Here is a 14,432-nt window from a genome sequence, read left to right on the forward strand (position 1 = left end):
GTGACCGCCCATCCTGAACACAGCAAGCACCTACCAAGCCTTAATCGAGTCGCCGGCCAGATTGAAGGCGTTAAGCGAATGATCGAGGAGCAACGCTACTGCCCCGAAATCCTCACGCAACTACGGGCAGTGCGCGCGGCGGTAAACACGATCGAGGCCGATATCCTAGCGACTCACATCGATTCGTGCGTTGCCCTCGCGATGGAATCAGGGGATGGGGCGGAGAAGGCGGGTAAACTTGTCGAACTCAAGGAGCTTTATCGTCGGTTCAACAAATAGGCCGGTGCGGCGATAAGATCAATCGATCAGGGGCCCGTTTGCGGACGAACTCCGCACGGTCCGCGCCCGTTTTAAAAAACAAAAAGAGAGGTAACGACCATGGAAACAACTTTCAAAACGCCCAGGATCACCTGCGGCGGTTGCGCCGGGGCGATCAAGCGGGCGGTGGGCACCGTACCCGGCGTTTCGGCGGTCGCAGTCGACATCGTCGGGAAGATCGTCACCGTGGACCATGAGGAGGGCGTCTCGCGTTCTGCCCTCGCCGCGGTGTTGACGGATGCCGGGTATCCGCCGGAGGAAGCCTCCTCCAGTGACAGTCGCGTTCTGCCCCAACATCATCACTCCGGGGGCGAAATTCCGGCCGTAACGGTTCACGACCCGGTGTGCGGGATGGACATAGACCCGAAGGATGCGGCCGGGACCTTCGACCATGGTGGCCAGACCTACCACTTCTGCAGCAAGGGATGCCTCGGAAAGTTTCGCTCCGACCCGGGAAAGTTCCTCGGTGGCGCCGCCGAGGCGGGCAGCGCGTATCACACGGGAGAAGTGGCCCCGAGCGACGCCGTCTACACCTGCCCGATGCACCCGCAGATCCAACAGATCGGCCCCGGGAGCTGCCCCATCTGCGGGATGGCCCTCGAGCCGCTCGTGATCACCGGCGAGGAGGAGGCGAACCCCGAGCTCGCGGACATGACCCGCCGGTTCTGGGCCTCACTCGTCCTCACGTCCCCGCTCCTCCTACTCGCCATGGGCGAGATGGTCCTCGGCCGGTCCCCCCTCCCGGCCCTCTCCGGCCGCGTGATCCTCTGGATCCAGCTCCTCCTGGCGACCCCGGTCGTCCTCTGGGGCGGGAAGCCGTTCTTCGAGCGCGGATGGGCCTCCGTCCGCAGCCGGAACCTCAACATGTTCACCCTCATCGCGCTGGGCACCGGGGTCGCCTACGGCTACAGCCTATTGGCCACAATTTTCCCGTGGCTTATCCCCGCCTCCCTCCTCGGCCACGGGGGCATGATCCCGGTCTACTTCGAGGCGGCGGCGGTCATCACCACCCTCGTCCTCCTCGGCCAGGTGCTGGAACTCCGCGCCCGGAGCCAAACCTCGAGCGCCATCAAGGCGCTCTTGGGCCTCGCGCCGAAGACCGCACGCCTTTTCGGCGATGACGGAAGCGAGAAAGACGTCGCGATCAGCGACGTCCGGGTCGGAGACCGCCTCCGGGTCCGCCCCGGGGAGAAGGTTCCCGTCGACGGCGCCGTCCTCGAGGGCACGAGTTCGGTCGACGAGTCCATGGTGACGGGCGAGCCGATGCCCGTCGAGAAGGGGGCGAGTGCGAAGCTCGTCGCCGGCACAGTGAACGGCACCGGAAGCCTGGTGATGCGGGCCGAGCGGGTCGGCTCGGAGACGATGCTCGCCCAGATCGTCCGTATGGTGGGGGAGGCGCAGCGAACTCGGGCGCCGATCCAGCGCCTCGCGGACATCGTCGCGGGCTACTTCGTCCCTGCGGTGCTCGTCGTCTCGATCCTGACCTTCGCCGTCTGGGCCGTCTTCGGGCCCGAGCCGCGGCTCGCCTATGCGCTCGTGAACGCCGTCGCCGTCCTCATCATCGCCTGCCCCTGTGCCCTGGGACTCGCGACGCCGATGTCGATCATGGTCGGGACCGGCCGGGGGGCCACGGCGGGCGTCCTCATCCGGAAGGCCGAAGCCCTGGAGACCCTCGAGAAGGTCGACACGGTCGTGGTCGATAAGACCGGCACCCTCACCGAGGGGAAGCCGCGGGTCGTCTCAGTCGTCGCCGTGGAAGGTATCGCCGGGGACGAACTCGTCCGGCTCGCGGCCAGCCTCGAACGCGGGAGTGAGCACCCGCTCGCGGCGGCCATCGTCAGGGGCGCGGAAGAACGGGGGCTGAAGATTTCCGAGGTGAAGGCGTTCGAATCGCTCACCGGCCGTGGTGTGAAGGGGGAGGTCGACGGGCGGGCCGTGGCGATCGGGAACCTCAAGATGCTCCAGGAGCTGGGCCAAGACCCCGGGGGGTTCGCGGCGCCTGCCGAGACGCTCAGGGCGGAGGGCCAGACCACGGTCTTCGTCTCGGTCGACGGCCGCATGGCGGGCTTCCTCGGCATCGCGGACCCGATCAAGGAGTCGGCCGCAGAAGCGGTCAAGCAGCTCCACGCGGAGGGCCTCCGGGTGGTCATGCTTACGGGAGACAGCCGGACGACGGCCGAGGCCGTCGCGAGGAAGCTCGGGCTCGACGACGTCCGCGCGGAAGTCCTCCCCGGTGAGAAAGGGGAGGTGATCCGGCAGCTCCAGGACGGAGGCCACGTCGTGGCGATGGCCGGGGATGGCATCAACGACGCCCCGGCGCTGGCCCAGGCCCATGTCGGGATCGCGATGGGCACGGGGACGGACGTGGCGATGGAGAGCGCGGGGATCACCCTCGTCAAGGGCGACCTGCGGGGCATCGGGAGGGCACGGAAGCTCAGCCGCGCAACGATGCGGAACATCCGCCAGAACCTGGTCTTCGCGTTCCTCTACAACGTGCTCGGGGTGCCGATCGCGGCCGGGGTTCTCTACCCGTTCTTCGGGGTCCTCCTCAGCCCGATGATCGCGAGCGCCGCGATGACTCTCAGCTCCGTCTCCGTCATCACCAACGCATTGCGGCTCCGCAAGCTGGACCTGGAATAGTAGGGCACCGCCGAACCCCGCGTGCTTCGGCGGCTGTCCGGATCGAGATCGAGGACCAAGCACCGCGCGGTGGCCAAGTACTCCAGCGGAGGCCCGCGTCGGGATCGAGGCGGGCGTGCCCCCTTCGTGGTAACGCCCGCCAGGCACCGCGAGCCGCATCGATCCCAGGCCTAAAAATCACACCTAAACGCGAAAATCCATCCCACCCGCGGCAATGCGGAGCCCCCAGCCTTCCCCGCCAAATATCGGTGGAAGTCACGTCTCCCGCCGCCACGATCGGAGCACTGAAGACGGACATGTACGCCATTCGAGTTTAAACGCGAGGAAGTCACAGCCGTCCCCCCGAATGCCCTGCATTTACTAATTCCTTATGTTTGTAGCGCAATTCGGAATGGATGCTTAATGACTGCAATTCTATCCTATACGGACTTTGCACGAAATGCCGCGAATCCTAATAATTTTGGAGTACTTATATTATGCACAATATCGATCGCCGGATGGAAGACTGTATTCAGGAGTGCCGGGCATGCAGCGACGTCTGCCAGGACACGCTCTACAACCATTGCCTCGAGATGGGCGGGGAGCATGCCGAAGCCCAGCACGTGAAGCTGATGACCGACTGCATCCAGGCCTGCGTCACCGCCGCGGAGTTCATGAACCGAAACTCGCCACATCACGGTGCCTTGTGCGCCGCCTGCGCCGAGATCTGCGAGGCCTGCGCCGAGTCCTGCGATCGCATCGGCGGCAAGGAGATGGAAAGCTGTGCCGAGGCATGCCGCCGCTGCGCGCAGAGCTGCCGCGAGATGAGCAAAATGAAGAAGGCAGCGTAAGCATGCGTAACCTCTTGGTTGTTTCCTCGCTGGCCTTCAGCCTGGCGTTCTCCCAGCTCGCGCTGGCCCATGATGACGCCAAGGTCGACGCCGCGATGCAAAACTCGCCCGGGGCGGCGAAGGCACCTTACGATGTTCAGTTCCTGGACACGATGGCGGCGCATCACGGCGAGGCCATCCGGATGTCTCGGCTGGCCGTCGACAAGGCGCGAAGTGACTCACTGCGCGCCAAGGCTCAGCAGATGATCGATGACCAGGAAGCCGAAATCCGGGTGCTGAAGTCGATGCGCGAGGACGTCGATGCAGAGGCCCCTTCGGCGGTCAATCGGAAGCTTCCGGGGATGGCGATGATGGACATGAGCAAGCTGGAGTCGGCCTCGGGCGAGGAATTCGACCGTCGCTTCTTCGACATGACCATCACCCATCATCAGGGTGCGGTCGAGATGTCGAAGTCGGAACTGAAGTCCGGGAAGAATCAGTCGGTGAAGGATAAGGCGCAGGAGATCATCGACAAGCAGGTCGAGGAGATCGCCGAATTGAAGCAGATGCGCGCTTCGCCGGATCGAGAGCCTTGATCATCGGTATGGTGGTGCGCAGGCCCGCCGCCTCGACCACCAAGGCCAGGTAGTCATGAGGCTGTGCCGGCAATGGGCAGATGGCCGGTGAGCGGGTTCGATCCTGATTACCTCTTCGCGGCGTCATCTTCCTCGGGGCCGAGTTCCAATGCCCCGGACTCGATGTCCCGGTCCTCACCGCCTTGCTCCCTCTCCAGGCCCGGGCAGCCGCACCTGTTGACGATTTTGCCGTCCGGCTTCTGGGCTGGTGTGAGAGGTTGGTGGCATTGCGGGCACAGAATCCGGCGAAACTTCGACATCCCCGACCCCTCCCGGCCTGCCGGCCGCTACCGCTGTCAAAGCCGACTGAGCGCGCTCGGCCACATATTTGCACGGCGACGCGGCGTCCAACAGGACATGCTTGTACCGCCAATCCTACCAAACTCCGGCCGATCCCGCGCCCGCGGAGCAAGCGACGAAGGCGCCGATTCCATCGCGCGTCGTGCGGTCATTGACCCAGCCGCCTGCCGCGGCGAATCCGACGGCCCGTACGCCGAGCGAGATGCTGGCGGCTTTTCATGTTGTGGCCCCCAGTTCGCTCGATGAGGGCCCTGAGTGTCCTCGCCACCAAGCGTATGCCGTGAATTACGCGGCGACAGAGGCGACCCGATTCCCGAACGTGAGGAGGCGCAAAGCGTTGGCGAGGACCACGAGCGTGCTCCCCTCGTGGACGAAGACTGCGGGGCCGATCCCGAAATACCCCGTCGCCGTGGCCAGGATCAGGAAGGCGATGACGCCGAGAGAGACGAAGAGGTTCTGGCGGATGATGCCCTTGGCCATGCGGCTGAGGCCCACGGCGAAGGGCAGTTTGCCCAGGTCATCCCCCATCAGGGCCACGTCCGCCGTTTCCAGCGCAACGGCCGTTCCGGCACCGCCCATGGCGATGCCCACGGTCGCGTGGGCGAGCGCGGGCGCGTCGTTGACGCCGTCCCCCACCATCGCCACCCGGCCGTGCTTCGCGAGCATCGCCTTGATGGCCGAGACCTTGTCCTCGGGCAGGAGATCGGCCTTCACCTCGTCCACACCGACTTCCTTGCCGATGGCCTCTCCGACGCCCCGATTGTCACCGGTCAGCATGACGAGCGGGCGTATATCCAGGGCGCGCAATTGGCCGAGGATCTCTTTCACGCTTTCCCGGGGCCGATCCGCGACCCCGATGACACCGAGCCAACGGTCTGCGTACCGAACTGCCATGATGCTTCGCCCGGCGTCCTGGAGCTTGTTCACGGCCGCCTGGATCTCTTCCGGGATCGTGCCGCCCTCCCACAGACGCAGCGTGCCGATTTCGACCTTCTGGCCTGCAATCGTCGAGCGAACGCCGCGGGCTGTAACGCTCTCCAATTCCCCGACTTCTTGAAGTTCGAGCTTCGCTTCTTCCGCACGCCGCACCACGGCCTGGGCGAGCGGGTGCTGGCTGCGCCGTTCGACAGAAGCGGCGATGCCGAGGAGCTGGTCCTCGTCAATGCCGGTCATGGGGACCAGGTCCGTTACCGCGGGCTTGCCTACGGTGAGCGTGCCCGTTTTGTCGAACGCGATCGCCCGGAGCGTGCCCAAATTCTCCAGGTGGACGCCGCCTTTGATCAGCACGCCCTTGCGAGCGGCCTGGGCGATGGCGGCCAGCACCGCCGCTGGCGTGCCCAGGGCCAGGGCACAGGGCGAAGCTGCCACGAGGAGCGCCATCCCCCGATAGAAGCTCGTCTGCCAGGGCCAGAAGCCCAACAGCGGGGGCACCACGATGAGGAGGAGGTCCGCCACGAGGACCACGGGCACGAAGATCGCCTCGAATCGGTCGGTAAATTGCTGGGTCGGGGCCTTCTGGGTCTGGGCTTCGGAGACGAGCTTGATGACCCGGTCGAGCGTCCGGTCGCCTGCGGCGCGGGTGGTTTCGATCTCCAGCGCCCCTTCGCCGTTGATCGTGCCGGCATAGACCTCGGCCCCAGGCTCCTTATCCACAGGGACGGACTCGCCCGTGATCGGGGCCTGATTGACCGCCGAGCGGCCGGAGCGGATGGTGCCGTCCACGGGAATCCGTTCGGCGGGTCGGACGATGACCACCTCGCCCTGGGCCACTTGCTCGACCGGGACCTCGACTTCCCGGCCGTCGCGCAGGATGCGGGCTACAGGCGGGGCGAGGTCGGCGAGCGCACGGATGGCCCCCCGGGCGCGGTCGAGGGCGAAGTGTTCCAGCGCGTGGGCGAAGGAGAAGAGGAAGAGGAGGAACGCCCCCTCGACCCACTGGCCCAGCACGGCCGCCCCGAGGGCGGCGAGGAGCATCAGGAGGTCGATGTCGAAGTGGAAATGTCCCTTGCGGAGCGATTTGGCGGTATGCCCCGCGAGGTCGAAGCCGCCGAAGCCGTAGGAAACGACATAGAGGGCAACGGCGACCCCGCGCGGAAGGCCCACCCATCGCTCACCCGCCCAGGCGAGGCCGAGGAATAGGCCACCGATGAGGCTCCAGACCAGCTCCTTGTGATGGGCATACCAGCCCTCTCCATGCTCCTCCTGGTCCTCGCTTTCTTCGCCACCGGCCTCGGCCGCTCCGGTGGTTTTCGCCGTGCGTGTCTCGCCTCGTGGGGGAATATTTATACCCATGTCCTTCAGTCGCTGCTCGATCGTTTCCAAGGAGACGATCGAGCGATCGAATTCGACCCGTGCGGCCTGGGCCGGGAGGCTCACCGAGACGCCCAGCACCCCGTCCAGGCGGGAAAGTTCCGCCTCGATACGCCGGGCCGCATCCTCGCCGCTCATCAGGCGGAACGGGATGATCGCATGACCGAAGCGTTCGGTGATCTGCAAGCCGGCGGCCGTGGCCAGCCGCTCGACCTGGGCGAGCGTCACTACCTCCGGGTCGTAGTGCAGGCAGAGGGACGGGGCTTTCCCGTCCTGGCCCTGGATATGGGCGCGGCTGATGCCTCGTCCCTCGCCGATGATCGCCTCCAGGCGGTCGACGCAGGCATCGTCGGCGTCGGGCAGCTCGGGCAGGAGGGAGGTGAGGTCGATGGTCGTTCGGCGAAGACTCATGGGGTGCATCCGGCAAAGTTGGGGTGGGCTTTACGCGATCATCTCGATCATGCAAAGGAGCAGAAAGCCTGCGAAGAACATGGCGGTGATGAGCGGAGATTGCGGCTCCTCGTGGGCTTCTACCAGGAGTTCCTCGGTCACGAGATAGAGGAGGGCCGCGAGGCCGAAGGACAGAACCCCCTCCATGACGGCGCCCGAGAGATTTCCGAGGAGGCCCGCACCGGCGGCGGCACCCCCTGCCAGGAGGAGGCCCAGGCCCGAGGGGATGGCGATGACCCTGCTCCGCGACGCCCCGGCCTTCACTAAGGCGGACGCGGTCGAGAGCCCGAGGAAGAGGACCTCGATGGTGAGTGCTACCGTGAGGAGGATGCCCTGCTTGGCGCCGGCCGCGAATCCGATCCCGATGACGATGCCGTCGATCAGGAGATCGATCCCGACCGTCGCCGTGAGCCCCGTGGCACCCCCCGAGCCTGACGCCTCCCGCCGATCCGTGAACCACTTCACCGCCAGCATGAGGGCCGTGCCCAAGGCGAACCCGACGAAGACGCCGCCGGGCGATCCCCGGTGCATGATGTCGGGCAGGAGTTCGCCGGCCGCCGCGGCGAAGACCACCCCCGCCGCGAAATGCTGGGTGGCGCTTCGCACGAACGGCCCCGGTGGACGAAAGGCCGCAATTGCTGCTCCGGCGGCGACGGCCGCCGCCGGGATGAGGGCATAGGCTCCAGCGATGAGGGCGGGATGGGTCACACAGTCTCCATATCAGAACGAATGCTCAACTGAGAATCGGAGCGGGACTATGGCAGCTTTCGTGGCTCATGGCAAGATTCGCTGGCCCACAGCCGTGTTCAAGCCCAGCATGCTCCGCCGGTGCCTGATGAGCGTGTCCCGGTACTGGCGGATCGCCTCGTTGTAGTCCCGCTGGGCGTTCAGGTAGGTAACGAGCCCCTCCTCGCCCGAACTGAAGAGTCGGAACTTGTCGTCGCGCAAATGTTTGGCGCGGGGGAGGATGGTCCGCTCGAAGCGTGCGACAGCGGCCCGTGAGGAGTCGTACTCCAGGGCGGCCCCCTCGACCTCGGCGACCACCTGGCGCTCAAGGCCGGACACTTCGAGCTGGGTCTGGTGGACGTTGCGCTCGGCGCGGCGCATGTTGCCTTGATTTCGGTTGAAGAGCGGCACGGTAGCAAAAACCCCCGCACTCCAGGAGGTTGCCCCCTTGGCTCCCGGGGCGTCGTTATTCGCGTTGAAGTCGTAAGGCGTGTAGAGGGCGAAGACGTCCGGGAATCGCTCCCGCCGCTGCACGTCGACGTTCGCCAGGGCCGATCTCACCCCGAGCCGGTTGGCGATGACGTCCGGCCGCTGGCAGAGCGCGATGCGGACCAGTTCTTCGGGCGGAGGGGGGGGAGGGGCGAGGTCGCGAATCGTCCCGCGCAAGTCGAGGCCGTCGCCTTGGGCAGAGGGGACACCGAGGAGCACCATGAGGTTCCGCTTGGCCTGCCGATATCGCGTGACCGCCTCTTCGTAGGCCACGATCGCGGTCTCTTGCTGGATCACCGCGGTGTCGAGGTCCGATTCGGGCGCGACCTTCTTCGTCACCCGCTCCTGGATCGTCGTCAGGAGCGCCCCGTAGCCGTCGAGGCTCGTCTTCAGGTACTGGACCGACGTGCGGGCGTTCAGGGCGTCGATCCAGGCGAGGTGGAGTTTTTCCAATTCGAGCCGCACGGCGTCCTGGTATTGCGCCTGGAGCACGTTCTTGGCCGTCTCGGCGAGCCGGGTCCGGGCCCAGAGCTTGCCATTGACGTCGAAGGGCTGGACGATGGTGACCCCGTAAGTGTTCGAGCCCGGCCGCTGCGGCGAGTATTTGCCGTAGGGAACGTTGCCGGCGCTGGCGAAGACGAGCGGATTGCCCCAGAGCCCGGCGGTGAGGATGTCGGCCTGGGCCTTGGGGATCTCCTGGAACTTCACCGCGAGTTCCGGGTTCGAGCGGATGACGCCGCCCATAGCTTGTTCAAGGGTGAGGCCACCTTCCGGCCCCTCATCCTCGATGGCGGAAAGTTCGAGCGGCCCGTAGAGCGGGATGGCCGCCGCGGACGGCTCAGGAAGGGCGGGCGGCAGTATGCCGGTTCGGCGGTCGGTGATAGAACCCGCCCGGTTCGGCTGGGATGCCGCCGAGAGGACGTCGACCGGCCTCGGGTTATAGGTTCGGCCGCCGAGCCGGGCCTCGTCGGCGCCCGCGATCTTCGGGAACGGCCGCTCGGCGGTGCCATGCACCGGGCCGAGTGTCGTGCTGTCGCGACCCCTTTCCTTGGCCCGCTGGCCGGAGGAGATGATGATGATTTCGTCGGCCAGTGCCGCGGCCCCCTGGCCCCGGGCCTGCCGCTCGCAAAGTCCAGAAGCGCCCGCGAGGACGAGCCCGCAAAGACAGAGACGATAAGGCAACACCATGGAACCCTCCTGGTCAATGGATTGGCATCCTACCCCTCCCGCACCTCATCCGCCGCCGACCGGCCTCGCCTAATGCGGGTTCATCATCATGTTCGGTTCGTCGCCAACGGGATGTGCATATGCCGTAATTGGATGTGAGGCCTGGGTGCGCGGTCGTGACGGCTGTGTCGATTTGGCTGGTCCCGGTCTCGGCTCGACTCGCACTCTTCCGGATTGCGGGACTCGACCCCATCACGGTCCCGCTTTTGTCCTGAACAAACAGTAGGATGGGGCCCCCGCCCGTGAGCCCGTGCGGGCGGGGGCGACGACCATTAGTTCTTCTTCTCGTGGTGGTCGGCGCCGCCCATGGCCTTGACCATCTCGCGGCAGCTCGCGGCGCACGCTTTGAGCGCCTCGACGACCTCCTTCATCTCGGGGGCGTTCAGCTTCTGGCATTCGGCGACGCAGTCGTCGCAGCACTCGGCGCAGGCGTGGCAGGTGTGGACCATCAGCGGGCTCATGCCACCGACGAGCTTGCCCGCCGTCGCGCAGACGTCGGCGCAGTCGCGGCAGAGGTGCATCGCCTTGGCGTAGTTCTTTTTGCCGGCCTCGACCTGCTCGAAGCAGTGGTGGAAGCCCTCGCTGCATTCGTGGGCGCAGTCGAAGCACGCCTCGGCGCACTTGTGGTGGACGTCGCCCTTCTTGTGGTGGTCGTGGCCCTTCTCCTGCTGCGCGTGGGCCACGCCGCTGGCGGCGGCGAGTCCCGCGGCGGCTCCCAGGGTGCCGAGCATCTGCCTGCGGTCCATCGGTTGCTCCTTGGTTGTGAGACGCGGTGCGGACGACCCGCCCTGTGCGGGTCGCCGGGAGAGGCGGACGGCTTTGCAGCCGCCCCCGCCCGGGCGTGGACGCGAGTCCCTCGCCGGGTGTTCGTCGCACCCGCCAGCACATCCGGTGCTGAGGATGCCTTTGTTCGCAATCATGCGGACCTCGGGGTCATGCCGTCCGAGAATTCGGAAGGGTGCATGATCCCGCGGCCCGAGCGGGCTTCGAGACGCCGGACGCGACCCCGGAGGTCGTCATTCTCCTCGCGCAAGCGTCCGATTTGATCGATGATCTACAAGTACATGTTCGGCTGTTCCTCGTCCGGGCCGGTCCATTCTGCATACCGCCGGCTCCGATGATCTTTCAACGGCATGATTTTGCTCCTCCTGCTACGCCCGCATGGCGGGGAATTCGGGCTCGGGTTGCGATCTGACTCTCCGCGCTTCACAGCCAGCCCACCGCCATCCTTGTCGGCCATGGCTAGACCCCCACCGGTTCGGGGGCCCTGGGCACCAGGGCCGGGCGATGCTCCCCGTTCGCGTCGAAACTCGGCTCGGGGCCGGGCTCGGGCTCCGGGTCGCGGCGATCGTCGTCGCGCGGCCCCGCCTCAACCTGCGGGCCCTTGCCGAAGAGGAGGTAGAGGACCGGCAGCGCGAGCATGGTCAGGAACGTGTCGCAGACCATCCCGAAGAAAACAACGGTGGCCAGCGGCTTCTGGACCTCGGCACCGACGCCCGAGGAGAGCATCATGGGGACGAATCCGAGCGCCGCGACGGTGCCCGTCATTAGGACCGGCCGGAGCCGGGCGAGTCGGGCCGCTTCGATGGCCTCGCGCTTGGGCAGGCCTTGGGCCATTTTGTCGCGGATGTAGCTGACGAGGATCAGCCCTTCGAGCATCGACGCCCCAGCCAGCGCCACAAAGCCAACGCCCGCCGAGATGGTGAACGGCATGCCGCGAATCCACAGCCCGAGGACGCCGCCGACCCGAGCGAAGAGGACGCCGCTGAAAATCATCAGGGCATCCCGGAACGAGTGGAACGTCAGATAGAGCAGGCTCAGGATGAGCGCCAGCGCCAGCGGCACGACGATCAGGAGCCTGGTCTCGGCCCGCTTCATGTTCTCGAACTGGCCGCCCCATTCGATCCGGTAGTCGCCGTCGAGCTTGACCTGGGCGGCGATCTTTTTCTGGGCCTCCTCTACGAAGGAGCCGATGTCGCGGCCCCGGACGTTCGACTGGACGATGATCCGACGCTCGCCCCATTCGCGCTGGATCGTCGACGGCCCGGTGACTTCCTCCAGCTTGGCCAGCCGGGTCAGCGGGAGCCGCTGGCCCGCCGCGGTGGTAAAGAGGATTTTCTCGAACGCCCGGGGGTCGTCCCGATAGGAGAGGGGCAGGCGGATCGCGAGCGGGAATCGCCGGTCGGGCTCGATGACCTCGCCGACTTTCATCCCGCCCGCCTCGGACACGGCGTCGAGTACCTGCCGGGCCGACACGCCGTAGCGGGAGAGGGCCTGGCGGTCGACCACGATGCGCAGTACCGGCAGGCCGGTGATCTGCTCGGCGGAGACATCGGCGGCGCCCGGGATCTCCTTCACCACCCGCTCGACCTCGGCGGCCTTGTCCTTTAGGACGTCGAGGTTGGGCCCGAAGATCTTGATCCCCAGGTCGGCGCGGATGCCGGCTACCATCTCGTTGATGCGCAGCTCGATCGGCTGGCTGTAGACGGCCCGCATGCCGGGGAGTTTCTCGGTCACCTCGGCCATCTTGGCGACCAGCTCGTCCTGCGTCTCGGCCTTCTTCCAGCCGCCGACCGGCTTCTGAGTCCAGTAGCGCCACCACGCCGCGGGCGGGCTCAGGAGCGGCGGTCGGTCAAGCGAATATGTCCCCTCGCGCGGCTTGAGCATGAGGTAGACGTCGGACACCTCGAAGCCCATCGGGTCGGTGGCGACCTCGGCGGTGCCGGTCCGGCTCCAGATGGACTCGATTTCGTCGGGGAAGGCATCCTTCAGGATAGCCTCGACGTGGGTGCCGTATTCGAGCGACTCCTCCAGGGAGACGCTCGCCAGCCGCACGGTGTTGATGACGATCGAGCCCTCGTTGAGCCGGGGGACGAATTCCGAACCCAGGCCAAGGCCGAGGATCGTCGCGCCCAAGGTGATCGCTCCGACGACGATGAGGGTCGGCCACGGGAACCTGAGCCCGAGATGAAGGATCGGCTGGAAAATCTTGTGGGCCATCCGGTCGATGAAGGTCTCCTTGTCCTTCACCTTTCGCGACAGGCCGAGCGACGCGAGGACAGGCATGAGTGTCAGCGACATCACCATCGAGCCCATCAGCGCGAAGATGACCGTCATCGCCATCGGACGGAAGAGCTTGCCCTCGATGCCTTGGAGTGTAAGAATTGGCAAATAAACAATCATGATGATCAATTCACCGAACATGGTCGGCTTGCGGACCTCGACCGCCGCGTCGCGGATGACGTCGAGCTTCGGCCGGGTCGCACGGTCGTGCGCCAGGTGCCGCACGCAGTTCTCGACCATGACGACGGAGCTGTCGACGACGAGCCCGAAGTCGATGGCACCCAGGCTCATGAGGCTGCCGGCGATGCCGACCCGCTCCATCATCGTGACGGCGAAGAGCATGGAGAGCGGGATGACGCTCGCCACGATGAGCCCGGCTCGGAAATTCCCCAGGAATGCGAAGAGCACGGCGATGACGAGGACGGCACCTTCAAAAAGGTTCCGCTCGACGGTGTGCAGGACGTGGTTGACCAGGTCGGTCCGCTTATAGGCGACCTCGATCGTGACGCCCGGAGGAAGCGTCCGCTTGATGTCGTCCATCGCCTTGTCGAGGGCCATGGTGACGTCGCGCGAATTCTCGCCCATCCGCATGAAGGCGAGCCCTAGTACCGCCTCGCCCTTGCCGTTGGCGGTCGTGCCGCCGCGGCGGATGACGTGGCCGACGGCGACCTCGCCGATGTCCTTGACACGGATCGGCACCCCGTCGACGGCTTTTACGACGACGGCGGCGATCTCGTCGATCGTGGTCGTGCGGCCGACGCCCTGGACGAGGCTCGACTCGCCGGCACGCACGACATAGCCGCCGCCCACGTTCTTGTTGTTCTCGGTCAATGCCAGGGCGAGTTCGTCGAGCGTGAGGCCGAACTTGGCGAGTTTGATGGGGTCGGCCTGCACCTCGAACTGCTTGGCCAGCCCGCCCCAGGGGTTGATCTCGGCGACCCCCGAGACTTTACGGAGCCGGGGCCGGATCACCCAGTCCTGGAGGGTCCGCAGCTCGGTCAGGTCGTATTCGGGGTTCTCGCTCGTGAGCAGGTAGTGGTAGACCTCGCCGAGCCCCGTGGCGACCGGCCCCATCGTCGGTCGGGCGATCCCCGCGGGCAGGTCCACCTCGCCGAGCCGCTCGCCGATCTGCTGGCGGGCGAAGTAGATGTCGGTTTCGTCGGAGAAGATGAGGACGACCTGGGAAAGCCCAAACTTCGAGACCGAGCGGACCTCTTCGAGGCCCTTAAGGCCCCCCATCGCGTATTCGACGGGGAAGGTGATCAGCCGCTCGGACTCCTCGGGCGAAAGCTCCGGGGCGTTCGTGTTGACCTGCACCTGGACGGGCGTGGTGTCGGGGAAGGCGTCGAGCGGCAAGCGCGTCGCCGCCCGGAACCCGAGCGTGACGAGGATGCCCGCGAAGAGCAGGACGACGAACCGGTTCTTCAGACTGAAATCGATCAGGGCATTGAGCATTTACGCGGCC

At 66.2% G+C, this 14,432-nt stretch carries 9 protein-coding genes; 4 read left to right on the forward strand and 5 right to left on the reverse strand.

The genetic code is table 11. The annotated features are described in order from the left end of the window. Positions 1–78: 78 nt before the first annotated feature. From ACYOEI_RS05600 to ACYOEI_RS05615, 4 genes are all read left to right on the forward strand, one after another. Positions 79–279 carry a metal-sensitive transcriptional regulator gene (locus ACYOEI_RS05600; RefSeq protein ID WP_462848353.1) on the forward strand — a complete coding sequence of 67 codons (201 nt, stop codon included), beginning with the start codon at positions 79–81 and terminating at the stop codon, positions 277–279. 99 nt (positions 280–378) lie between these two features. After that, positions 379–2,958 (forward strand): heavy metal translocating P-type ATPase, encoded by a 2,580-nt coding sequence (locus ACYOEI_RS05605; RefSeq protein WP_462848354.1) that lies wholly within the window; start codon positions 379–381, stop codon positions 2,956–2,958. 476 nt (positions 2,959–3,434) lie between these two features. Next, positions 3,435–3,788 carry a four-helix bundle copper-binding protein gene (locus tag ACYOEI_RS05610; protein WP_462848355.1) on the forward strand — a complete coding sequence of 118 codons (354 nt, stop codon included), beginning with the start codon at positions 3,435–3,437 and terminating at the stop codon, positions 3,786–3,788. Then, positions 3,731–4,363, forward strand: a complete 633-nt coding sequence (locus tag ACYOEI_RS05615; protein WP_462848356.1) for a DUF305 domain-containing protein — start codon at positions 3,731–3,733, stop codon at positions 4,361–4,363. Before ACYOEI_RS05610 ends, ACYOEI_RS05615 begins: the two co-directional genes overlap by 58 nt. Positions 4,364–4,987: 624 nt before the next feature. Here ACYOEI_RS05615 and ACYOEI_RS05620 read toward each other — a convergent pair. The 5 genes from ACYOEI_RS05620 to ACYOEI_RS05640 all read right to left on the reverse strand — a co-directional run bounded on the left by ACYOEI_RS05620 (position 4,988) and on the right by ACYOEI_RS05640 (position 14,422). Beyond that, positions 4,988–7,423, reverse strand: coding sequence for a heavy metal translocating P-type ATPase (locus ACYOEI_RS05620; protein ID WP_462848357.1), 2,436 nt, complete (start codon positions 7,421–7,423; stop codon positions 4,988–4,990). 30 nt (positions 7,424–7,453) lie between these two features. Further along, positions 7,454–8,170, reverse strand: coding sequence for a ZIP family metal transporter (locus ACYOEI_RS05625; RefSeq protein WP_462848358.1), 717 nt, complete (start codon positions 8,168–8,170; stop codon positions 7,454–7,456). Positions 8,171–8,236: 66 nt separating this feature from the next. Next, positions 8,237–9,865: a TolC family protein gene (locus tag ACYOEI_RS05630; protein WP_462848359.1), complete on the reverse strand. Its 1,629-nt coding sequence runs from the start codon at positions 9,863–9,865 to the stop codon at positions 8,237–8,239. Between the two features lie 311 nt (positions 9,866–10,176). Further along, the gene (locus ACYOEI_RS05635) at positions 10,177–10,650 is read right to left on the reverse strand and encodes a four-helix bundle copper-binding protein (RefSeq protein ID WP_462848360.1); all 474 of its coding nucleotides are present in this window, start codon (positions 10,648–10,650) and stop codon (positions 10,177–10,179) included. A gap of 496 nt (positions 10,651–11,146) precedes the next feature. Beyond that, positions 11,147–14,422: an efflux RND transporter permease subunit gene (locus tag ACYOEI_RS05640; RefSeq protein WP_462848361.1), complete on the reverse strand. Its 3,276-nt coding sequence runs from the start codon at positions 14,420–14,422 to the stop codon at positions 11,147–11,149. Between the last annotated feature and the right edge of the window lie 10 nt (positions 14,423–14,432).

It is taken from the genome of Singulisphaera rosea (assembly GCF_054877945.1).

What these genes read in the sequence shown, in the direction of transcription:
- ACYOEI_RS05610 (WP_462848355.1), top strand. Translation starts at nt 3,435, where the DNA reads ATGCACAATATCGATCGCCGGATGGAAGACTGTATTCAGGAGTGCCGG.
- ACYOEI_RS05615 (WP_462848356.1), top strand. Translation starts at nt 3,731, where the DNA reads ATGCCGCCGCTGCGCGCAGAGCTGCCGCGAGATGAGCAAAATGAAGAA.
- ACYOEI_RS05600 (WP_462848353.1), top strand. Translation starts at nt 79, where the DNA reads ATGATCGAGGAGCAACGCTACTGCCCCGAAATCCTCACGCAACTACGG.
- ACYOEI_RS05630 (WP_462848359.1), bottom strand. Translation starts at nt 9,865, where the DNA reads ATGGTGTTGCCTTATCGTCTCTGTCTTTGCGGGCTCGTCCTCGCGGGC.
- ACYOEI_RS05605 (WP_462848354.1), top strand. Translation starts at nt 379, where the DNA reads ATGGAAACAACTTTCAAAACGCCCAGGATCACCTGCGGCGGTTGCGCC.
- ACYOEI_RS05640 (WP_462848361.1), bottom strand. Translation starts at nt 14,422, where the DNA reads ATGCTCAATGCCCTGATCGATTTCAGTCTGAAGAACCGGTTCGTCGTC.
- ACYOEI_RS05635 (WP_462848360.1), bottom strand. Translation starts at nt 10,650, where the DNA reads ATGGACCGCAGGCAGATGCTCGGCACCCTGGGAGCCGCCGCGGGACTC.
- ACYOEI_RS05620 (WP_462848357.1), bottom strand. Translation starts at nt 7,423, where the DNA reads ATGAGTCTTCGCCGAACGACCATCGACCTCACCTCCCTCCTGCCCGAG.